Here is a 21,483-nt window from a genome sequence, read left to right on the forward strand (position 1 = left end):
GAGCTGTCGTCGGCGTGTCGCAGGCCGACGCTCTTACGAGCCGGTGCGTGATTGCGGCGAGTCGGACATGGTTGCCCCGGGGGCATGATCTTCGTCGTGTCGATCATGGTGAACCCTGCGGTCCTCGGGCATCGAATGCTGCCCGGGCTCTCGTCGGCGGCCTCCGCCGATCCCGCCGACTGTGTCGCGGTCGGCCGCGGAGCGCCCTTCCGGCTCCGGTGCCCACGGCCGCCGCGATATGGCGTTTCGGCAGGTCAGTGGCGGTTTCCGCGCGCCTTGAGGGCCACGTTCGGCAGCTCCGGGGCGGGCAGGCGGTCGCCCGGGTAGCCGTGGACCTCGCCGAAGCGAACCCCCTTCTGCCAGTCGAGCCGTGCCTGTGCGATCTCCTCGCCGGACCGGCCGATGAAGTTCCACCACATGACGATGTCCTCGCCGAAGGGCGGGCCGCCGAGCAGGATCAGGCGGGCGGGGGTGGGGGAGGTGTTGGTGAGGGTGAGGGTGGTGCGGCCGGGCGGGAGGTGGCCGAGGTCGGCGGGGTGGAGGGGGGTGTCGGCGAAGAGGACGTCGCCCTGGTCGACGAGGAGGCCGTGCTCGAAGGCGGGGTCGACGTCGAGGGTGGTGGTGGCGCCGGCGGGGAGGGTGAGTTCGGCGCCGAGGAGCGGGGTGAAGGTGGGGACGGGGGAGGTGTCGCCGGCCAGGGTGCCGAGGAAGACGCGGGCCTCGCCGCCGCCGGGGAGCGGGACGGGGGCGGGGGCGTGGTGGTGGAAGTCGCGGTCGGTGTGCCGGTGGGCGTCGGGGAGGGCGACCCAGAGTTGGACGCCGTGCAGGACGGTGGTGGCGGCGGTGGAGGTCTCGGAGTGCGCGATGCCCCGGCCGGCCGTCATCAGGTTGAGCTCGCCGGGCCGGACGAAGGCGTGCACGCCGAGGCTGTCGCGGTGCTCGATCTCGCCGCTGAACAGCCAGCTGACGGTCTGCAGGCCGATGTGGGGGTGCGGGGCGACGTCCATGCCGCCGGTGGTGGCGACGTCGTCGGGGCCGTAGTGGTCGATGAAGCACCAGGCGCCGATCAGGGTGCGGTCGCGCTGGGGGAGGGTGCGGCGGACGGTCATCGCGCGCGGTCCGCCGAGCGGGACGTCCCGCGGGGGCAGGACTTCGGCGGTGCCGTGGTCGGTGGTGCTCATCGGGGTGCTCCCTCCCGTGCCGCCGTCGGTCGGCGAACACGTCCAGCAAATCGTTACATCTTCAACTATCATGGACCGCACCAGTCGACGAACGCCAGTGCGCGATGGAGGAGAGTCCAGGTGACCGAGGTGACCACCCCGACGGGTCGGGTCTATGTCGACAAGCAGACCCCGCAGGCGTTCCGCGCCCTGCTGGGCACCGCCGAGGCCGTCCGGCAGGCGGCCGCCGACGCCGGACTCGACCGCCGCCTGGTCGAACTCGTCAACCTGCGGGTCTCCCAACTCAACGGCTGCGCCTACTGCCTGGACGTGCACACCAAGGCCGCGCTCAAGGAGGGCGAGAGCGCGCAGCGGCTCGGCGTGCTGGCCGCCTGGCGGGACGCCGCCGTGTTCGACGAGCGCGAGCGCGCCGCCCTCGCGCTGGCCGAGGCGACCACCCGCCCGTCCGACGCGGACGCGCAGGAGACGGCGTACGCGCGGGCCCGGCAGGTCTTCGGCGACCAGGAGATATCCGCGGTGATCTGGGTGGCGATAGCCATCAACGCGTTCAACCGGGTGTCGATCCTCAGCAAGCACCCGGTCCGTCCGGCCTGCTGACGCATCGCCCGGCCTGCTGACGGCCCGTCGGCCGAGCCGGTCCCGGTCGGCGGTCCGGCGGTGGAGGGCCCGGCCGGCCGTGTCCGGTGACGCCCTGCCGGTAGGCGGAGCGGACGACCGCCGCACGGGTGGAATCCTCGCGTCCCGGCGGCCGGGCGGGGCCGTCGGGCGCGTCCGGGTGGTGACCTGTGCGGAACAGGTCCGCACCCTCCCGGAAGAGATGCCCCCCATGCGCCGTCCCCGCGCCCGGCGACTCGCCGTCGCCCTGCTCGCCCTGAGCACCCTCGTCCCCGCCGCCCCGGCCGCGGCCGACTCCGGTGACACGTTCACCCGCCCGACCGTGCAGCCCGCGCACCGACCCGTGCACCAATTCGACGACGAGGACTGCCCGTTCGACCCGGCTCTCGCGGCCCGGCTGGACGAGGCGATCGCCGGTGTGCGCCAGGAGACCGGCACGCCCGGTGTGATCGTCGGACTGTGGCTGCCCGGGCGCGGCACGTACGTCCGCGCCGACGGCGTCGCCGACCGGGCCACCGGACAGCCGATGACGCCCGACCTCAACATGCGGATCGGCAGCGAGACCAAGACCTTCACCGTCACCGCCGTGCTCGAACTCGTCGACCGCGGCCTGGTGGGCCTCGACGACCCGATCGCCGAGTACCTCGACGGCGTCCCCGACGGGGAGCACATCACGATCCGCCAACTCGCCGAGATGCGCAGCGGACTGTACTCCTACACCTTCGACGACGACTTCGTGCACGCGCTGCTCAGCGACCCCGAGCGGCCGTTCACCCCGCAGGAACTGCTCGGGTACGCGTTCAAGCACGACAACGTGTTCCCGCCCGGCAGCGACTACCAGTACTCGAACACCAACACCGTGCTGCTCGGCCTGCTGGTCGAGAAGCTCGGCGGGATGCCGCTGCGCGACTTCATCCACCACAACGTCACCGAGCCCGCGCACCTCCAGCGCACCCTGTTCCCGCGCGGCGCCGAACTGCCCCGCCCCTACGCGCACGGCTACACCGACCAGACCCTGGACGGCCAGGTCGCCGACGCCACCCACTGGAACCCGTCCTGGGGCTGGGCGGCCGGGGCGATGATCTCCGACCTGCACGACCTGCACGACTGGGCGAAGACCCTGGCCACCGGCACCCTGCTCAGCCCCGCCACCCAGGCCGAACGCGAGAAGTTCATCCCCGTCCCGGGCTTCGGCGACGGTGCCGGGTACGGGCTCGGCCTGTTCCGGATCGGCGGCTGGGTCGGCCACAACGGCTCGCTGCCCGGCTACGAGAGCGTCACCCTCTACCTGCCCGAGCAGGACGCCACCCTGGTGATCCTGCTCAACACCGACATCATCCACGAGGGCAGCGAGCCCTCCACCCTCTTCGCGAAGGCCGTCACCTCGATCGCCACCCCCGGCCACGTCTACGAGCTGCCCACCGAGAAGTAGCCCCGGCCCGTCCCGCCTCGGCCCCGCCCCGGACCGGCCTGTACCGGTCGGTCAGGCGCGGGAGGCGGGGGCGGGTGGCGAGAGGGCGCAGGAGGCGGGGTGCCGACGGGTCAGAACTGGTCGCCGGGCAGGTCGGCTGGGCGGATCCGGTAGACCTGGAGGTTCAGGCCGTAGTACTTGGTGGTCTCGCCGACCCAGCGCATGCCCAGCCGCTTCGCCACCGCGTGCGCCCGGTCGTTCTTGGGCCGGGCCACCGCGAAGACCTCCTCGATGTCCTGGGTGAACACCCAGCGCAACAGCGCCAGGCCCGCCTCCGTCGCGTAGCCCTGCCCCCAGTCCTGCGGGGAGAGCTGCCAGGTGATCTCCAGGTCCTCGTCGTACGGCGGCAGCGGACGGATGCCCAGGCCGCCGACCACCTTCCCGTCCTCGCGCCGCTCCACCGCCCACCGCCCGCGCGGCGGCAGCAGCCCGGCCTGTTCCTGCTCCCAGCCGCGCAGCACCGAACGCATCGCCTCGGCATCGACGACCTGGTCCATCACGGGCGTCAGCCAGCGGGCGACATCCGTGGAGCCGTACACGGCCAGCGCGTCCTCGGCGTCGTCCGGTGTCCACTCCCGGACGACGAGCCGATCAGTGGTCAGGCTGATCCCCATGGGCGGGTCCTCCCTCAGTCGATTGGCGGACGTCTCCCTCCACCGGAGTGTGCGCTCCCTACCCGCCCGAGTCGAGCCGGAAGCCTGATCCGCACCACCTGTCACCGGACGGTCACCCGCCCGTCGCCCCAGCACCGCAGCCCCCGGGACCGCAGCCCTGGAGACCGCAGGCCCCGGGGCCCGGGATCAGCGGCGGCCGGGGAGGGCGAGGTGCAGGCCCCCCGGGTCCTGGCCACGCAGCGCGAGGGCGGAGTCGACCTCCTCGGGCAGCGCCTCCAGGCCGAGCAGGCCCAGCGCGAGCCCGGCGGCGGCACGGTGCCAGTCGCCGGCCCGCCGCAGCAGGGTGTGGCCACTGCCCAGCACCCGGTAACCGGCCACCCGCGCGCCGTCGGCCCGGGCCCGCAGCGCGAACAGATCGGTGTCGCCGGGTGGGGTGATCCTGTCCCGGTCGCCGTGCAGCAGCAGCACCGAACGGTCCCGCAGGTGCGCGGTCGGCTCGCCCCGCGGGCACCACGGCGCCAGCGCGACCACGCCCCGCACGCACGGGTGGGCCGCCGCCCGCAGCGCCGCCCGGCCGCCCATCGAGTGCCCGATCAGCACCGTCGGCACCGGCCCCAGCCGCTCCACCAGGTCGGCCAGCGCCGCCTCCGCGTCCCGGGCCGCGTCCGCCCGGTCGCCGTTCCAGCCCCGGTACCGGTAGCGCACCATGCCCACCGCCAGCGACCGGCCCGCCGTCGTCCTTCCCGCCGCGCGCTGCACCGCCCCGGCGAACGGCCGCATCCGCAACCCGGGCAGGTTCAGCGCCGTGGGCGGCTCCGCCCCGTGCTCCCGGCCGCCGTGCAGCACCAGCACCGCCGCGTCCGGCGAGGGCGGCAGCGCCCGCCAGGAGAGCAGCCGGTGCGCCTCCACCGCCGCGCCGTCGGAGCGCACCGCCACCCGCCCGTCCATCGCACCGTCCCTGCCGTAGCCGTCCGCTGTCGTGCACCGTCGTTCACCGCCGTGCACCGTCGTTCGCCGCCGTCCGCAGCCACCCGGAGGGGCCCGCAGCCGCCCGGAACCGTCCACCGACGTTCGCACGCGTCCGCCAGGCCCCGGGTCTGCCACTGTACGCGGGCAACGCCTCCGGACGGCCCGGCCCAGGAGAAGGACGGCCCCGGAGAAGGACGGGAGGGTCGGCGGTGGACGGAGACTTCCTGCCGCGGTACGGCCGGGGGCGTCGCTTTCCGCCGCATCGGGCCAACTGCCGGGTGGACCCGTGGGCGTTGTCCGCGTGGGGGACGCGGTGGGTGGTGGGGGCGCGTGCGGTGGCGGACCGTACCGCCCCACCCTCCGTTGCCCGTTGCCCGTTGCCCGTTGCCCGTTGCCCGTTCCGCGAGCCCTGTTCCTCCTGACGGTCTGCTGATCCACGGAGCTGCCGGCCCGCCGACCCGGTCAGCCAGGCCGGCTGTGGCGGGAGGGGCTACCGGATTCGCCCTCGGCGGCGCAGGTGCGTCGCCACCACCATCAGCATCGCCAACGCGGCGGCCCAACCGACCACCACGGCCAGGAGCAGGACCGGTTGGTCCCACACCACTGCCAGCGCCAGCAGTGCGAACGAGACGGCCAGACAGCACGAGATCACCGTGACCACGATCCACGGCCGGGCCACCACCGTCCGTCGTAGCCTGGCCATCCTCGCTGTCCGCATCGTGCGCAGCTCGCGCTCCAGCTCCTGATCGCTCCCCAGCTCTGCCTCGATCTGTTGGAGGATCAGTAGCTCACGGGGGGAGAGTGCGGGTCCGTCCATCAACCACCTCCGCGCCGCAAGGCAGGCACGCCCCGGCCTTCCCCGCCGACGCGACCCTGCTCCCAGGTAGCAACACATGTGCCCGCTGGACGCCGGTTCTAACACCCGAACGCGCGCTCGACGTCCCGGTGTCCGTTGGTGCTCCTCCCAGTTGACGTCTTGTCGGCTCCCGCTCGTCACCGGGAACGGGTGGGGCGGCCCGGCGCTGTCGCCGCGACCGGTCGCCGGAACCGGCCGTGGCGGGTGGTGGGAAGCGCGGGACGCGGAAGGCGGGTGGACGGGAACGATCCGCTGCCGCACCCGGCCCCACCTGGCCCGCCGCCGTACCGGGTGGGGCCGGGCCGGTGGTGGCGGGGTGGCGGCCGGTCAGCCCTCGGTGGGCGGCTCGGCGATCAGGGCGGTGGCTATTCGGCGGAAGCCGACGCTCTCGTAGACCCGCGCCACGGCGTCGTCGCTCGCGGAGAGGAACACCGTCCGGACCCCGGTGGCGCGGGCGTGCTCGACCAGGTGCGAGGTGAGCCGGCGGGCCAGGCCCCGGCGGCGCAGGGCCGGTAGGGTGGCCACCGCGACGATCTCGCTGACCTCGCCGACCGGCTGGTGGCAGCCGGAGGCGGTGGGGGCGCCGTCCGGCCCGACGGTCGCGGCGAGGACCGTCCGCCCGGCCGTTATCCGACCGGCCATGCGGGCGGCCGCGGCCTCCGTGTCGGGGCCCCGCACCGCCTCGGCGAGCTGCTCGGGCCCGGCGGTGCCGACCCGGGTGCCGGCCTCGGCGAAGGCCAGGTGCGGCAGCATGACGGCGGCGGGCAGCAGCGGGTCGTCCGGGGCGAGCACCCGGACCTCCGGCTCGTCGTCCACCGCCGCCCCGGCAGCGGCGTCGGCGGTGGTGGCGTCGGCGGGGGACGGCTCGTCGAGGTCGAGCACCAGCAGCGGGTGCTCGTGCACCTCCAGCCCGGTGGCCTCGACGGCGGCGCGCAGACCCGGTGTGGTCTCGTGCACCCACTCGAAGCTCTCGGGCGCCCCGATCTCCCGCTGCCTGGCCCGGACCCGCTCGACGTCCGCGGCGGTGAAGACGCCCGGGCCGCCCGGCGTGGGCCGCCCGTAGTAGTGCCAGCCCTGCCCGGTGCGGACGAACAGGGTGAAGGGGCCGTGCTCCTCGGTCGTCGCGGAGAACCGGGGGACCGCGTCGTAATAGGTTTCGAGCCGGGCCAGGACGTCCTTCGACCCGGGGGTGGGGGTGTCGTTCGCGTCGCGCATCGTGCTGCCGTCCAAGGGTGCGGTGCTTCCTCTCGTGGAGGTTGATCAGGCGGCATCACATCAGAGCGGTCGATCGGGTGCACGGGTTTTTTCGAACCACGCGCACTGCCTGTTCGAAAAAAGGCCGGTGACGACCCCTCAGGGACGAACCGTTTCTCCGCACCGCCCGAAGGCCCGCACGGGCCGAAAACGGGGCCGGTCGGCCGGGAGCCCCGTGCGCGCGGCGTCCCGGTCGACCGGCCGGATTCACCCGGGGGAGTGAATGCGCGGAACGGCCCGGAAGACGGTCCGCAGGACGGATCGCCCGGGCCCGGACCCGGCCTGCACCCTCAGCGCCGGCCGACCTCGGCGAGCCGGGCGAGCAGCAGCTCGGCGACCTCCGCGGGGCGCTCCAGCGCGGGCAGGTGTCCGGCCCAGGGGAGTTCGCGGTGCTCGGCGTCCGGCAGCAGGGCCGCCAGGTCGGCGGCGATCCGGCGGAAGTCGTCCAGGTCGTGCGCGCCGGAGTACACCAGGGTGGGCGCGACGACCGCCCGCAGGTCGACCTCGACCGGCGTCGGGGAGATCTCCTGCTCGGGCTCCAACTGCACCTCGTACGCGTTGCGCTGCATCACCCGGAGCTTCGCCCGGGCCGCCTCGTCCGCGTCCGGCCCGAGCCAGGTGTCCGCCATCAGCTCGACCGCCTCGTCCAGGCGGCCGGACTCGACCAGGCCGACCTCGAGGTCGTCCAGCGCGAGCAGTTCGGCGCTCGGCTCGTGGTCCGGGCTGCCCGGACAGAGCAGGGTCAGCGAGCCGACCCGGTCGGGGTGGCGGGCCGCGAACTGGAGGGCGAGCCGACCGCCGAAGGAGGAGCCGACCAGGGCCGCCCGTTCGATGTCGAGTCCGTCCAGCAGCTCCGCCAGGTCGGTCAGGTTGTCGTACGGTCGGTCCGCGCAGGGGGTCTCCCCGAAACCGCGGAAGTCGCACCGCAGAACGCGGTACCCGGCCGCGCGCAAGGCGTCCCACTGCCCGTCCCACATCCGCCGGTCGCAGACGGAGGAGTGCAGCAGAACCACCGCGGGGCCGTTTCCGGCCACCTCGTGAGTGATCGTCATTCCGCCGACCGTAGGGCAGGGCCGGGCCGCTGACCAGCGATTTCCGCTACGGGCAGAGCGCGGGACCGCGGACGGCGCCGGCGGCGGTGTCGGTGACGGGCGGCATGATGGGGGAGTGCCCGAAGGAGACACCATCTACCACGTCGCCGCCCAGCTCGACCAGGCGCTCGCCGGTCACCTGCTGACGGTGACGGACTTCCGCGTCCCCGCCCACGCCACCGCCGACCTGACGGGACGCCGGGTGCTGGGGACGGTGCCGCGCGGCAAGCACCTGCTGACCAGGTTCGAGGGCGGCGTGACGCTCCACAGCCACCTGCGGATGGACGGCCGCTGGCAGACCTTCCGGCCCGGCGAGCGCTGGCGCGGCGGCCCGGCGTTCCAGGTCCGGGCGGTGCTCGGCACCGAGCACGGCACCGCCGTCGGCTACCGGCTGCCGGTGGTCCAACTGCTGCGCACCGAGGAGGAGCACCGGGTGGTCGGCCACCTCGGCCCCGACCTGCTCGGCCCGGACTGGGACGCCGCCGAAGCCCGCCGCCGCCTGCTCGCCGACCCGCGGCGTCCGGTCGGCGCGGCCCTGCTCGACCAGCGCAACCTGGCCGGCATCGGCAACGTGTACGCCAACGAGCTGGCTTTCCTGGCCGGTGTCACGCCCTGGCTGCCGGTCGGCGAACTGCCCGACCCGGAGCGGCTGCTGCACCGCGCCCACCAGGTGCTGGAAGCCAACAAGCTGCGGCCCGACCACGTCACCACCGGCGACACCCGGCCCGGTCACCAGCACTGGGTGTACGGCCGGGGCCGCCGGAACTGCGTGCGCTGCGGCACCCCGATCCGCACCGCCAAGCACGACCGGGACCGCGTCGCCTACTGGTGCCCGCGCTGCCAGCGCGGCCCGGTGCCGACCTCCTGACGCCCCGGCGGCCCCCCGAAGTCCCCGGTCAGTCCTGCTCCACCAGCGCCGGGTGCCGCGGGTCCTCGACCCGCACCGTCAGGTCGGCCAGCTCCTCCGGGACGGTCTCGGTGCGGTAGCGCTCGAACGCGGGCAGCGTCCAGCGCTCGGCCTCCGGCGTGCGGCGGGCCAGCGCGGCGGCGGACTGGGTCAGGTGCACGGTCAGCTCGAACGGCAGCCAGCGGCCGAGCAGGAACGGTCCGTCCAGCAGCAGCACGCCGCGCGGCGGGAGTTCCACGTACCCCGCCCGGGTGGCGCGGTCGCTGACCGGGTTCCAGTACGTGGGCAGGACGCGGCCGTCACCGTCCGGTTCGAGCGGGTCGAGGACTTCGCGGAGCAGCGCGCCCTGGTCCAGCCAGAGGTCGTGGAAGGCGTCCGGGTCCTCCTTGCCGTACTCGAAGCGCACCGACGCCGGGCGCAGGAAGTCGCCCGCCGACACCCGCCGCACCGGTCGCCCGAGCAGGCGCAGCGGCTCCGCCAGCGCGTCCGCCAACTCGCCCGGCCGGGTCGCCGCCGCGCCGTCGACCGCGACCCGCAGCCGCCGGTCGTCGTCGGCCAGTTCGTGGATCCGCCCCGCGAGCAGCCCGGCCAGCCGCTCCGGGGAGATCGGGGTCACCCGCACCGGACGATCACTCCCTTCGGTCAACCGGACTATACGTCGCGGCGGCCGAGGGGCCGTCCACCCGCCGCTCCGCCGACGGGCGGCGCGTGGAACACTCCGGGCGTGGTGCTCCGCGCGGAGCACGACGGCCGGAGCACGACAGGCAGAGCACACCAGCCGGAGCACGACGGCCGGAGCCACGACAGGCAGGGCACTCCGGACGGAGTGCAGGAGGCAGAACAGAAGGGGAGACACCATGACCGCCGCACCGCCGCTGACCCTCGACGAGGTCGACGCCCTGGCCGCCCGCGCGCACGCCGGCCAGTACGACCGGACCGGGGTCCCGTACGTGGAGCACGTGCGGGCGGTGGCCGCGGGCGTCGCCCCGTTCGGGACGGGGGTGCGGATGGCGGCGCTGCTGCACGACGTCCTGGAGGACACCCCGCTCACCGCCGTGGAGTTGCTCGCCGCAGGTGTCCCCGCCGCGGTGGTGGCGACCGTCCTGCGGGTGACCCGGACGGCCGGCACGGACTACCGGACGATGCTGCTGGACGTCGTCACCGACCACGCCGCCACCCTGGTCAAGATCGCCGACAACGCGCACAACTCCCGCGCCGACCGCGCCGCGCTGCTCCCGGCGGCGGACCGGGCCCGGCTGGCCGAGCGCTACCGGGACGCCCGCGCGGTGCTGTGGCCCGCCGTCGCGGAGGCCGACGTCCGGACGATCGTCGGGGCGGTCAACCCGGACCTGCTGGCCGAACTCGACTGAGGCCGCCCGCGGAGGCACGCTGGAAGGAGCAGCGGGGGTGCCAGAGCGAGGAGCCCGGGATGTCAGAGATGAACGACAGGCTCGACCAGAAGGACCGGCGGGACGAGGAGGACGTCCGGGCCGCCGACCCGGAGGAGGGCATCACCTCCTACCAGACCATGCACGCGGGGGAGGAGTCCCGGGCCGAGGGCGACCCGACCGCGGACCCGTCCCAGCAGCAGCAGGAGGAGCGGCGGTGAGCGGACACGTGGCGGCGTCCGGGCCGCACAGCACCGAGTGGTCGGTCCGGCTGCGGGTGGTCGAGGCCGGCGACCTCACCCAGGCGCACGCCGTCCTCGACACCGGCGTCAACCTGATCGAGGTCGAGGCCGAGGCGCACCGCAGCCGGACCGACCCCGCCGACCCGGAGATCGGCGACGAACTCGCCGTCGGACGGGCGCTGACCGCCCTCGGCCAGCAGCTGATCCACCACGGCTCCACCGCCGCCGAGGCCGCCGATTCCGCCCGCCGCCGCGACCCGTCACCCCCGGACAGCGCCTGGTGACGGGCCGAACACCGGCGTGCGGAACGTCGGTGTGCGAAACAGTCGAATCGTGACCTTCCTCCGCCCCCGGACCGGAACTCCTCCGGCCGGGGGCGCGTCACTCCCGGTGGCCGCGCACCCGCGCCGGCCCGCAGGCGACGGACGGGACGCCCCCGCACAGCACGGGGGCGCCGGGGGTGGACAAGGTGAGCGACGATCAGCACCCGGAGGACGGACCGGCGGACCGGCCCCCGCGGGACGCCCGCTGGGAACTCCCCGACTACGCGCACGGACGTGAACTGGGCGCCGGCGCGTCCGGCCGCGTCGTCCTCGCCCGGCACCGGGCCACCGGCACCCCCGTCGCCGTCAAGTACCTGCTCGGCGACCACCCCGACCAGGCCGCGTTCCGGGTCGAGGCCGAACTGCTCGCCGCCCTCGACAGCCCGCACGTCACCCGCCTGTACGAGTACGTCGAGGGCCCGCGCGGCGCGGCCATCGTGATGGAACTCGTCGAGGGCGTCTCGCTGCGCGACCTGCTGCGCGCCGAGGGCGGCACCGGACCGGAGGCCGCCCTCGTCGTGCTCAAGGGCTCCCTGCTCGGCCTGGCCGCCGCGCACCGGGCCGGTGTCGTGCACCGCGACTACAAGCCGGGCAACGTCCTGGTCACCGCGGACGGCGAGTCGAAACTCGTCGACTTCGGCATCGCCGTCCGCACGGGCTCCGGCGGCACCGTCGCCGGGACGCCCGCCTACATGGCCCCCGAGCAGTGGGCCGGCCGCCCCGCCTCCCCGGCCACCGACGTGTACGCCGCCACCGCGACCTTCTTCGAGTGCCTCACCGGCGCCAAGCCCTACGCGGGCACCACGCTGATGGAACTCGCCGTCCAGCACACCGAGGCCGAGATCCCCGACGTCCAGGCCCCCGAAGCCCTCCGCCCGCTCATCCGGGCCGGACTCGCCAAGACCCCCGAACAGCGCCCCGCCGGCGCGGAGGCCCTGGTCGGCGAGCTGGAGGCCGCCGCCGGGGCCGCCTACGGCGCGGACTGGGAGGACCGCGGACGCAAACGGCTCGCCGCGCTGGTCGCCCTGCTGCCGCTGCTGCTGCCCTCCGCCCCGGGCGAGGGCGCGCTGCCCGGCGCGACCTCGTACGCGACGACGGTGCTCGCCCCGCCGCCACCGGTCCCGCGCCCGCGCGTTCCGTTCCGGGGACGGCTGATCGCCACCGTCGGCGCGATCGTCCTGGTCACGGGCGCGCTCGCGGCGGTCGCCGCCGCGGACGGGAACGGCACCACCGCCGACCCGCGGCCGGTCGCCGCCCCGCTCGCCACCACCAGCGTCCGACCCCCCGAGCCACCGACGGCCGAGCCCCCGCCGACCCCCGGCGACAGCCCGAGCCCCGGCGCCTCGCCCACCTCCACGCCGACCGAGGAGACCGGCCCGAGCACGTCGCCGAGCCCGACGACGAAGCCCAGCACCTCCCCGAAGCCGAGCCTGAGCACGAGCCCGAGCCCGACCGCGCCCGGTTCGACGCCCAGCGCGACGGCGAGCAGTGCGCCGCCGGTCACTGTGACGGTGCGGAGGCTCTCCGGCCGTGTGGAGGGGACGACGCTGACGGCCGGGTTCCTGGTGTCGGTGGAACCGGCCGGGAGCACTGCGGGGAGAGTGACGCTGACCTGGTACGACGACGGAGTTCCTTCCGCAGCCGAGTCCGTCGACGTCCCGGCGAAGGGGACGGTGACCCGGCCGCACACCTTCGCCTGCAACCAGCGGGCCAAGAACGTGGGCGTGAGCGTCACCACCCCGGCGGGGGACACCACCGCCTCGCCCTCGTACCTCATGATCTGCCCGCCGAGGTAGGAGGAGCACGACGATGACCGACAACGCCCCCGACCCCGGCTTCCGGCTCGGGCCGGTCCGCAGGCGCAACGACCCGGACCGGACGGTCCGGTTGCGATCCGCCGCCGCCCCGCAGGACGACCTGCGCACCGTCCAGCTCCGCCCGTCCGTCCCGCCGCCGCCACCGCCACCGCCGTCCGACGCCGAGCGGACCGTCCGGCTGGACGACGCGGCCCAGACCGTTCGGCTGGGTCCGGTGGCGCCGCCTCCCGTGGACCTCGCCGCGACCCTTCCCGAGCCCGGTGGGCCCGCGCCGGAGGGCGAGTTGCGGCGGTACGGCCCCGGGGTGCCGCCCGGGGCCGTCGCGGTGTGGCGCGGGGAGGCCGTGGCGGCGGCGCCGTCGCCGCGGCGGTGGGACAGGTGGCTGCTGGTGCCGCTGGTGCTCCTGCTCGCGCTGCTCGGGTACCTGCTCTGGGAGCGGTACGGGCGCCCCGTCGAGGTGGTGGGCGTGACGGCGGGGACCGCGTCCGCCGGGCCCGGGTGCGACGGCACCGCCGTGGTCACCGGGACGCTGGAGACCGACGGCGGCGCGGGCCGGGTGACCTACCGATGGCTGCGCAACGACGGCACCGTCTCCGGACCGTTCGTCCAGCACGTGGCGGCCGGGCACCGGCGCACCGACGTCACGCTGGAGTGGAACTTCCGGGGACACGGCGAGTTCGCCGCCAACGCGCGGCTGGAGGTCCTGGAGGGGGCCGACGGCAGCGGGCACTACGCCGAGGCCGCGTTCGCCTACGCCTGCCCGTGACCCGACGGCCGGGCGGCACGGCAGCCCGACGGACCGTGCCCCGGACGCCGACGCCGGGCCGGGACGCACGAAACCCGGGCCGCGGCCGACGGCGGGTCGGCGGCGGCCCGGGCCGGGCCTCCGGTCAGGACCGTGGGGCGGTGGCACCTCCGCCCGTCTTCACGGCCTCGACCATGTGCTGGTGCACCTCGCGCGCCGTCGCCTCGTCCGCGGCGGCCACGGGGCTGCCCTCCACGGTGAACCAGTCGAGCGCGCCGCTGTACTGCACGGTCAGCCGCGCCTCGCCCTCGATCCACATGGTGTGCACCGTCAGGTCCCCGGTGATGACGCCGATCTCGACGGTCCGCACGCCGCCGTGGCCGGACAGAATGCCCTGAGTGGTCCAGGTTGCCCAGGTGTTCACAAGCCAGCTCCCATCCGCCGCCCAACGGGACGCTCGGTCCCGACCCCACAGGTACCCGATCAGAGGCGGCCGCTTCCCACTGTCACCCGAAGGGCTGAAAACCGCCCCCCGGGCGGGTGCTCACCGCGCGGTCTAGCATCGAGCTATGGGAGAGCGAGAGGGTGCGCTCACCGCGCCGAGACTGATCCTTGAAACCGACGGCGACTCCACGGTCATCACGCCGAGCCGCAGGTACGCACTCGGACGCGACCCCACCGGCGACATCGTGCTGACCGACCCGCGGGTCTCCTGGCACCACGCGCAACTGCACGCCGGTGACGGCCACTGGTTCGTCGACGACACCGGCTCCACCAACGGCACCTACGCCGCCGACGGCCACCGGGTCGTCCACCTGGAGATCGGGCCGGGCACCGTGTTGTGCCTGGGCAGCCCGGGTGACGGGCCGCGCTGCACGTTCAGCGCGCTGCCCGAACCGACCGCCGTGCACCCGCTGCCCGGCAGCCGCCCGTCCGCGCTGACCGCGATCACCGGCTCCCGCCGGCCGCCGTCCAGCGTCATGCCGCTGCCGACCAGGGTGGTGCGGATCGGCCGCGCCCCCGACAACGACCTGGTGGTCGGCGACCTGTCGGTCTCCCGGCACCACGCCGAACTGCGCGCCGCGCCCGGCGGCTACCGGATCGCCGACCTGGACAGCCACAACGGGACCTACCTGAACGGCCGGCCCGTGCGAGAGGCCCCCGTCGGCCCCGGAGACCTGGTCGGAATCGGCCATTCGGTGTTCTGCCTGGTCGGGGACGAACTGCAGGAGTTCGTCGACACCGGCGACATCGACCTCGACGTGGAGGACCTCACCGTCCAGGTCGCCGACGGCCGCACCCTGCTCGACGGGGTCACCTTCCCGGTCGGCCAGAAGTGCCTGCTCGCGGTGGCCGGGCCCAGCGGCGCCGGCAAGTCCACCCTGCTCAACGCGCTCACCGGCCTGCGCCCCGCCGACCGCGGCACCGTCCGCTACGACGGCCGCGACCTCTACCGCGACTACGCCGAACTGCGCCGCCGGATCGGCCTCGTCCCGCAGGACGACATCCTGCACACCCAGCTCCCGGTCCGGAAGGCCCTGGCGTACGCCGCCGAACTGCGCTTCCCCGACGACACCGCGCCCGAGGAGCGGGCCGCCCGGGTCGAGGAGGTGATCGACGAACTCGGCCTCGGCAGACGCGCCGACCAGGTCATCTCCAGCCTCTCCGGCGGCCAGCGCAAGCGGGTCAGCGTGGCCCTCGAACTGCTCACCAAACCGTCCCTGCTCTTCCTCGACGAGCCCACCAGCGGGCTCGACCCCGGCATGGACCGGTCCGTGATGCAGATGCTGCGCGGCCTCGCCGACGACGGGCGGACCGTCATCGTGGTCACCCACAGCGTGCTCAGCCTCGACCTGTGCGACCGGCTGCTGCTGCTCGCCCCCGGCGGGCGCACCGCCTGGTACGGGCCGCCCGGCGAGACGCTGGAACACTTCGGGTTCGCGCACTGGCCGGACGCCTTCGAGGCGTTCGAGAACCAGACCGACCGCGACTGGGCCGGCGAGTTCCGCGCCTCTACCCCCTACCGCAGCTACGTCAGCGGCCCGGCCGGCGGCCCCGGCGACTGGCCCGGCGCGCTCGCCCCCGCCGAGCGGGAGCGGCCGGAGGCCGGGATCGTCCCCGCGCCCGCGCCCCGGCCGCGGCGCTGGCGCAAACAGGTCGGCACGCTCTGCCGCCGCTACGCCAGCGCGCTCTCCGCCGACCGGACCTTCCTCGCCGTGATGATCGCGCTGCCGTTCGTCATGGGCGCGATGGCGCGCGCCCTGGCCGGCAGCCGGCTCGACCAGGACACCGCGCTGAACGCGCTGCTGATCCTGTGCGTCGGCGGGGTGCTCACCGGCGCCGCCAACGCGGTGCGCGAACTGGTCAAGGAGCGGACGATCTACCAGCGCGAACGCGCCGTCGGCCTGTCCAGATCCGCGTACCTGTGCTCGAAGACCGTCGTGCTGGGCACCGTCACGGTCGTCCAGTCGGTGGTGCTGACCATGGTCGCGCTGATCGGCGTGAAGCTCAGACCGCAGGGCGGCAGCGGGGTGCTCCTCCCGCCGCTGCTGGAGATCACCCTCGCCGTGGCGCTGCTCTCGCTCACCGCGATGATGCTCGGCCTGCTGATCTCCGCGCTGGTCAAGAAGGAGGAGGTGACCATGCCGCTGCTGGTGCTGGTCGCCATCGTCCAGGTGGTGTTCTGCGGGGCGCTGCTGCAACTCGACCACATCCCGGTGCTCAACCAGCTGTCCTGGCTCGTCCCGTCCCGCTGGGCGCTCGGCGCGATGGCCGCCACCATCGACCTGCACGCCACCGTGCCCGGCGAGCTCACCGACGACCCGCTGTTCGCGCACCGGCCGGGCATCTGGCTGCTCGACCTGGGGATGCTGATCGTGCTGGCCGTCGCGTACGGACTGGTCGTCGCCCGACTGCTGCGCCGGCACGAACCCGCCGTGATGCGGCGGTAGCGCATGGGCCCGCCCGACGGATTCCGGCCCACCCACGTCGTCCCGGCCGACGGCCTGCCGACCTGGACCGCGCCCGACCCGGCCGCCGCCGGAGTGCCGCTCGACCCGCTGCTCCCGGTCGCGCTCGCCGAGGCCCACGGCAACTGGGCCCGGATCGTCTGCTCCAACGGCTGGTCCGCGTGGGTCGACGGACGGCTGCTGGTCGCCCTCCCGCAACGCCCCCCGTCGACCGGCGGCCCGCTCGCCACCACCGAGGACCCGCGTCCGCTGCTCGCCGCGCTGGAACGCTCGCTGGCCACCTACCGGCGGCTGGTCGACGACTGGGCGGCCGGCCGGATCGACCTGGAGACCTTCCGCGACGGCACCCGCGAGCTGCGGCTCGGCGCGGTGCTGGACGGCTCCGACGCCTGGCTGCTCGACCTCGACCGGGGCCGCTGGTACTACTGCGACGCCGCCCAGCTCCAGGGCTACGCGGCGGCCGACCGCGCGCCCGACCGGGGCTGACCCGATGTCAGGGGAACGGTCCTCCGAACCCTCCGGGCGGCCCGCCGCGCAGGCCGATCCGCCGACCGCCGCCGCGGAGCCCGGCGAGTTGGACGGGCGCACGCTGGCCGGCTACCGGCTGGAGCACGTGCTGGGGCGGGGCGGCATGGCGGTGGTCTACCGCGCCGAGGACCTGCGGCTGGGCCGCACCGTCGCGGTCAAGCTGCTGGCCCCCGAGCTGGCCCGCAACGAGAACTTCCGGCAGCGCTTCGTCCGGGAGTCGCACGTCGCCGCCTCGCTCGACCATCCGAACATCGTCCCGGTGTACGACGCGGGCGAGGCCGAGGGGGTGCTGTACCTGGCCATGCGGTACGTGCGCGGCCGCGACCTGCGCGCGCTGCTCGACCGGCAGGGGCCGCTGACGGCCGCCCAGACCGTGCGGATCGCCGTCCAGGTGGCCAGCGCGCTGGACGCCGCGCACGCCCACGACCTGGTCCACCGGGACGTCAAACCGGGCAACGTGCTGATCGCCGAGGGCACCGATCCCGACCGCCCCGAGCACGCCTACCTGACCGACTTCGGCCTGACCAAGAAGTCGCTCTCGCTGACCGGCCTGACCAGCGTCGGCCAGTTCGTCGGCACCCTCGACTACGTGGCCCCCGAGCAGATCTCCGGCAAGCCCGTGGACGGGCGGTGCGACGTGTACAGCCTGGGCTGCGTGGTGTTCGAGATGCTCACCGGCGGCCCGCCCTACCGGCGCGACGACGACCTGGCACTGCTCTGGGCGCACCTCAACGACCCGCCGCCGGACGTCCGGGAGCGGCGCGCGGACCTGCCCGCCGGGGTGGGCGCGGTGCTGGAGCGGGCGATGGCGAAGCGGCCCGGCGCGCGGTACGGGAGCTGCCTGGAGTTCGTCGCGGCGCTGCGGGCGGCGACGGACCCGCGCAGCGCCCCGCGCCCCGCGTCCCGCGAGGCCCCCCGGGGTGCGCGCCCGGCTGCTCCGCGGGTCGTCCCGGAGGCTGTTCCGCCGGCCGTTCCACCGGTCGTCCCGGGTGCGGACCCGCCGCCGCGGCCGCCGGCCTGGGCGCGGCCGGTGTTCGAACCCTGAAGGTTTCCGCTCGTTTCCGGGGCGTAACGATCAGTGGCATGCACCTTTCAAAGTCGGGTGTTTGCTGGCAGTCTGCCCCTCGGCCAGGGCCCCCACAGACCCTGGCGACCGAGAGGAGCACCATGAGCAACAGACTCCGCGCCCTCGCCACCCGCGCCGTCGCCGTCCTGGGCACCACCGTGCTCGTCGCCGCCGGCACCGTGACCGCCACCGCCACCGTCGCGCAGGCCGCCGCCTGCACGCCGGCCCAGGTGGTCGTGAACGGCGGGTTCGAGTCCGGAAGTTCGCCCTGGACCTCGTCCAGCGGCGTGATCACCAGCGACAGCGGGCAGAGCGCCCACGGCGGGACGTCCTTCGCCTGGCTGAACGGCTACGGCTCGGCGCACACCGAGACGCTCGCGCAGACCGTGACCCTCCCCGCGGGCTGCACCAGCGCCACCCTGAGCTTCTGGCTGCACGTCGACACCGCCGAGACCACCAAGACCACGGCGTACGACAAACTGACCGCGAAGCTCGGCAGCACCACCCTCGCCACCTACTCCAACCTGGACGCGGCCGCCGGCTACGTGAAGAAGACGCTCGACGTCTCCGCGTACGCCGGACAGACCGTCAGCCTCGCCTTCAGCGGCGTCGAGGACGCCAGTCTGCAGACCAGCTTCGTGCTCGACGACTTCGCGCTCGACGTCTCCGGCGGCACCACCACGCCGCCCACCACCGACGCCACCCGCACCCCGGCCCCCACCGGGTACACCGTCAGCCTGAGCAGCGACGCGAGCGGCGCCACCTGGACCGGGCACCAGGGCATCGGCTTCACCAATCCCTCGGCGACCCCGCTGACCGAGGTGTACCTGCGGCTCTGGGACAACGCCCACGGCAGCTGCCCCAGCACGCCCGTCACCGTCAGCAACCTGACCGGCGGCACCGCCGGCGCGCTCAGCGTCAGCTGCACCGCGCTCAAGGTCACCCTGCCCGCGCCGCTCGCCCAGGGCCAGAGCGGCAGCCTCGGCTTCGACCTGTCCATCGCCGTCCCCTCCGGCGCCGACCGGTTCGGCCGCGACGGGGCCTTCGCCTTCATCGGCAACGCGCTGCCCGTCCTCGCGGTGCGCGACGCGGGCGGCTGGCACCTGGACCCCTACACCAACAACGGTGAGTCCTTCTACACCCTGGCCTCCGACTACACCGTCACCCTCGACCACCCCGGCAGCCTGCTCGTCCCCGCCACCGGCAGCTCCGTCGACACCCCCGGCAGCAGCGGACGGACCGTCACCACGGCCACCGCGAAGAACGTCCGCGAGTTCGCCTGGGCCGCCGGACCGTTCAGCAAGACATCCGGCAGCTCGGCGGCCGGCACCGCGGTCAACGTCTACTCGGTCAGCGGCATCAGCTCCAGCGACGCGCAGTCCATGCTGAGCACCGCCAAGTCCGCCGTCGACGCGCACGCCGGACGGTTCGGCGCCTACCCCTACGGCGAACTCGACGCGGTGATCGACAACAACTTCTGGTTCGGCGGCATGGAGTACCCCGGCTTCGTCCTCGACCTGGTCTCCACCACCGCGCTCACCCACGAGATCGGCCACCAGTGGTGGTACGGCATCGTCGGCGACGACGAGTACAACAACCCCTGGCTGGACGAGGCGTTCACCGACTACGCCACCGACCTCGCCCAGGGCAAGACCGGCACCAACTGCTGGAACAGCACCTCCTGGGCCTCCTCCGCCGAGAAGATCAGCAACTCGATGGCCTACTGGGACGCCCACTCCTCCCGCTACTCGGCGGTCGTCTACGGCTACGGCAAGTGCACCCTGCACGACCTGCGCCGCACCATCGGCGACACCGCGATGACCAAACTGCTGCACGACTACGCGGCGGCGCACTGGTACGGGATCTCCACCACCGCCGAGTTCAAGGCCGCCGCGCAGGCCGCGACCACGGTCGACCTGACGTCCTTCTGGACGCAGCACCGCATCGACGGCTGACGCGCCCGACCGGGCCCCGGGTTCCGGGCGCGGGCACAGGGGCGTCCAGGGCGTCAGGGTTCCGTCCGGCCCGCCGGAGCTTTCGCGGCGGTGCCGGGCGGGGCCCCGCCGCGAAAGCGCCGACGGACGACCAGCGCGCCCAGCAGGCCGGACAGGGCGCCCCAGCCGGCGGCGATCGGGACGGCGGTCAGCAGGTCCGGCTCCAGCACCGTCCGCCCCTCGCCGCCCAGGCCCAGCAGCGACAGCCCGTACACCGCCGACACCCGGGTCACCAGGCCCACCGCCAACACCGCCAGCGCCAGCACCACGGCCGACTGCACCACCGACCGCCACACCGGCAGCGGCGGACGCGCCCGGGCCGCCGCCACCACGCCCGCCGCCAGCACCAGCAGCGCCGCCAGCGGCAGCAGCAGCCAGGCCCAGCCGTTCTGCTCGGCCAGCGCGCCCAGGTCCAGCGTCACGTCCCGCCCGGAGCGCAGCACCGCCGCCAGCGGATGCGGGAACGGCAGGCCCAGGCTGTTCGTGACGTGGCCGTGCCAGGACGCGCCGAGGCCCACCCCGAACCCCAGCCACGCCAGGTTCGGCAGCCCCAGGCAGACCACCGCCAGCGTCTGCCGCGGCTCACTGCCCGTCACCACCGCCACCAGGCCGCCCACCAGCCCCAGCAGCACGTACACCAGCAGCAGCACCAGCACCGCGTGCACCGTCGGCCGCAGCGTGCCGTGCCAGCGCACCCAGCCGGTCGGCAACGGCGCGCGCCGCGAGGCGGCCAGCGCCAGCAGCACCACCACCGCCAGCCACAGCAGGCCGAAGCCCACCGCCGGGCCCGGGTCCACCCGGAACCCCACCGTCGGCGCCGCACCGAACGCCCCGCCCAGCTCGTCGATCAGCGGATCGCCGGTCGACACCGTGAAGGAGTGCCGCGCCGCCGCGGACAGCAGCAGCACCGCCACCGTCCAGCCGGCCGCCAGCGCCAGCACCCGGGCCAGCAGCAGCCGCCCGCCCACCACCGCGTGGCGGCGCATCGGCCGCAGGAACAGGTACGCCGCCACCAGCGCGCCCACCAGCGTCACCGACAGCGGCATCGCGGTGATCCCGCCCTGCGCGGTCGCCACGAAGGCCGCGCCGCCGTCCAACTGCGCCGGTGCGCCCAGCGCCGTCAGCAGCGTCGCGGCCAGCACCGGACCGAAACCGCCGCCCGGCAGGTCCTCCGCGCCCGCCAGCCAGAGGCCGAGCGCGGCTACCGCCGCCATCGCCGCGAGCGCGCCGACCACCGTGACCAGCGCGGAGAGCGGCACGGACCACCAGGGCGCGGCGAACCGGTCGGACGGCGAGGAAGGCGGTGGGGGTGGGGGCGGAGGAGGGGACGAGGGGGTGCGGGGGTCCGCGGGAGTGGCGGCACCAGTCACACGTCTCACCGGCCCTTCGAGCGAGCCCCCCGGGCACCGGCCCGGAGCGGCCGGTCCCTCCAGCTTCCGACAGGGCGCGGCGG

The 21,483-nt window shown here is 74.7% G+C and carries 21 protein-coding genes; 12 read left to right on the top strand and 9 right to left on the bottom strand.

Annotation, left to right across the window (positions count from 1 at the left end; all coding sequences use genetic code 11):
- Positions 1–254: 254 nt before the first annotated feature.
- Positions 255–1,181, bottom strand: coding sequence for a pirin family protein (locus tag ACIP60_RS06760; RefSeq protein WP_400680786.1), 927 nt, complete (start codon positions 1,179–1,181; stop codon positions 255–257).
- A 129-nt stretch (positions 1,182–1,310) separates the two neighbouring features.
- Here ACIP60_RS06760 and ACIP60_RS06765 point away from each other — a divergent pair, with 129 nt between their 5' ends.
- Complete coding sequence (locus ACIP60_RS06765) at positions 1,311–1,778, top strand: carboxymuconolactone decarboxylase family protein (RefSeq protein ID WP_400681561.1); 468 nt, start codon at positions 1,311–1,313, stop codon at positions 1,776–1,778.
- Between the two features lie 220 nt (positions 1,779–1,998).
- Positions 1,999–3,228, top strand: coding sequence for a serine hydrolase domain-containing protein (locus ACIP60_RS06770; protein WP_400680787.1), 1,230 nt, complete (start codon positions 1,999–2,001; stop codon positions 3,226–3,228).
- Between the two features lie 110 nt (positions 3,229–3,338).
- On the opposite strand, the gene ACIP60_RS06775 is transcribed toward ACIP60_RS06770, so the two are convergent.
- The 5 genes from ACIP60_RS06775 to ACIP60_RS06795 all read right to left on the bottom strand — a co-directional run bounded on the left by ACIP60_RS06775 (position 3,339) and on the right by ACIP60_RS06795 (position 8,012).
- Complete coding sequence (locus ACIP60_RS06775) at positions 3,339–3,881, bottom strand: GNAT family N-acetyltransferase (protein WP_400680789.1); 543 nt, start codon at positions 3,879–3,881, stop codon at positions 3,339–3,341.
- Between the two features lie 186 nt (positions 3,882–4,067).
- The gene (locus ACIP60_RS06780) at positions 4,068–4,829 is read right to left on the bottom strand and encodes an alpha/beta fold hydrolase (RefSeq protein ID WP_400680791.1); all 762 of its coding nucleotides are present in this window, start codon (positions 4,827–4,829) and stop codon (positions 4,068–4,070) included.
- 511 nt (positions 4,830–5,340) lie between these two features.
- The gene (locus tag ACIP60_RS06785) at positions 5,341–5,553 is read right to left on the bottom strand and encodes a hypothetical protein (RefSeq protein ID WP_400680792.1); all 213 of its coding nucleotides are present in this window, start codon (positions 5,551–5,553) and stop codon (positions 5,341–5,343) included.
- Positions 5,554–6,033: 480 nt separating this feature from the next.
- Positions 6,034–6,936 carry a GNAT family N-acetyltransferase gene (locus ACIP60_RS06790; protein ID WP_400680793.1) on the bottom strand — a complete coding sequence of 301 codons (903 nt, stop codon included), beginning with the start codon at positions 6,934–6,936 and terminating at the stop codon, positions 6,034–6,036.
- A gap of 314 nt (positions 6,937–7,250) precedes the next feature.
- Positions 7,251–8,012, bottom strand: a complete 762-nt coding sequence (locus ACIP60_RS06795; RefSeq protein WP_400680795.1) for an alpha/beta fold hydrolase — start codon at positions 8,010–8,012, stop codon at positions 7,251–7,253.
- 115 nt (positions 8,013–8,127) lie between these two features.
- Between ACIP60_RS06795 and ACIP60_RS06800 the strand changes: the two genes are divergently transcribed.
- The gene (locus tag ACIP60_RS06800; protein ID WP_400680796.1) at positions 8,128–8,919 is read left to right on the top strand and encodes a DNA-formamidopyrimidine glycosylase family protein; all 792 of its coding nucleotides are present in this window, start codon (positions 8,128–8,130) and stop codon (positions 8,917–8,919) included.
- Between the two features lie 28 nt (positions 8,920–8,947).
- Here ACIP60_RS06800 and ACIP60_RS06805 read toward each other — a convergent pair whose 3' ends face one another.
- Positions 8,948–9,580 (bottom strand): uridine kinase, encoded by a 633-nt coding sequence (locus ACIP60_RS06805; protein ID WP_400680798.1) that lies wholly within the window; start codon positions 9,578–9,580, stop codon positions 8,948–8,950.
- Between the two features lie 235 nt (positions 9,581–9,815).
- Here ACIP60_RS06805 and ACIP60_RS06810 point away from each other — a divergent pair, with 235 nt between their 5' ends.
- The 5 genes from ACIP60_RS06810 to ACIP60_RS06830 all read left to right on the top strand — a co-directional run bounded on the left by ACIP60_RS06810 (position 9,816) and on the right by ACIP60_RS06830 (position 13,494).
- Positions 9,816–10,328: an HD domain-containing protein gene (locus ACIP60_RS06810; RefSeq protein WP_400680800.1), complete on the top strand. Its 513-nt coding sequence runs from the start codon at positions 9,816–9,818 to the stop codon at positions 10,326–10,328.
- A 59-nt stretch (positions 10,329–10,387) separates the two neighbouring features.
- A complete protein-coding gene (locus ACIP60_RS06815; RefSeq protein WP_400680802.1) occupies positions 10,388–10,567 on the top strand; it encodes a hypothetical protein in 180 nt (59 codons plus the stop codon).
- A complete protein-coding gene (locus ACIP60_RS06820) occupies positions 10,564–10,872 on the top strand; it encodes a dsRBD fold-containing protein (protein WP_400680804.1) in 309 nt (102 codons plus the stop codon). Before ACIP60_RS06815 ends, ACIP60_RS06820 begins: the two co-directional genes overlap by 4 nt.
- A 185-nt stretch (positions 10,873–11,057) precedes the next feature.
- Positions 11,058–12,707: a protein kinase gene (locus ACIP60_RS06825; protein ID WP_400680805.1), complete on the top strand. Its 1,650-nt coding sequence runs from the start codon at positions 11,058–11,060 to the stop codon at positions 12,705–12,707.
- Between the two features lie 13 nt (positions 12,708–12,720).
- Positions 12,721–13,494, top strand: coding sequence for a hypothetical protein (locus ACIP60_RS06830; RefSeq protein ID WP_400680807.1), 774 nt, complete (start codon positions 12,721–12,723; stop codon positions 13,492–13,494).
- Between the two features lie 124 nt (positions 13,495–13,618).
- Here the strand turns inward: ACIP60_RS06830 and ACIP60_RS06835 are convergent, their stop codons facing one another.
- The gene (locus ACIP60_RS06835) at positions 13,619–13,897 is read right to left on the bottom strand and encodes a hypothetical protein (RefSeq protein ID WP_100834612.1); all 279 of its coding nucleotides are present in this window, start codon (positions 13,895–13,897) and stop codon (positions 13,619–13,621) included.
- A 145-nt stretch (positions 13,898–14,042) separates the two neighbouring features.
- Between ACIP60_RS06835 and ACIP60_RS06840 the strand changes: the two genes are divergently transcribed.
- The 4 genes from ACIP60_RS06840 (at position 14,043) to ACIP60_RS06855 (ending at position 19,991) form a co-directional block, all read left to right on the top strand.
- Entirely contained in the window at positions 14,043–16,424 is a 2,382-nt protein-coding gene (locus ACIP60_RS06840) for an FHA domain-containing protein (RefSeq protein WP_400680809.1), read from the top strand.
- Between the two features lie 3 nt (positions 16,425–16,427).
- The gene (locus ACIP60_RS06845) at positions 16,428–16,928 is read left to right on the top strand and encodes a hypothetical protein (protein WP_400680811.1); all 501 of its coding nucleotides are present in this window, start codon (positions 16,428–16,430) and stop codon (positions 16,926–16,928) included.
- Positions 16,929–16,932: 4 nt separating this feature from the next.
- Positions 16,933–18,015, top strand: coding sequence for a serine/threonine-protein kinase (locus tag ACIP60_RS06850; RefSeq protein WP_400680812.1), 1,083 nt, complete (start codon positions 16,933–16,935; stop codon positions 18,013–18,015).
- 122 nt (positions 18,016–18,137) lie between these two features.
- Positions 18,138–19,991, top strand: coding sequence for a M1 family aminopeptidase (locus tag ACIP60_RS06855; protein WP_400680813.1), 1,854 nt, complete (start codon positions 18,138–18,140; stop codon positions 19,989–19,991).
- A gap of 53 nt (positions 19,992–20,044) precedes the next feature.
- Here ACIP60_RS06855 and ACIP60_RS06860 read toward each other — a convergent pair whose 3' ends face one another.
- Positions 20,045–21,289: a streptophobe family protein gene (locus tag ACIP60_RS06860; RefSeq protein WP_400680815.1), complete on the bottom strand. Its 1,245-nt coding sequence runs from the start codon at positions 21,287–21,289 to the stop codon at positions 20,045–20,047.
- Positions 21,290–21,483 lie beyond the last annotated feature (194 nt).

Source organism: Kitasatospora sp. NPDC088783 (genome assembly GCF_044750705.1).
Classification (GTDB): domain Bacteria; phylum Actinomycetota; class Actinomycetes; order Streptomycetales; family Streptomycetaceae; genus Kitasatospora; species Kitasatospora fiedleri.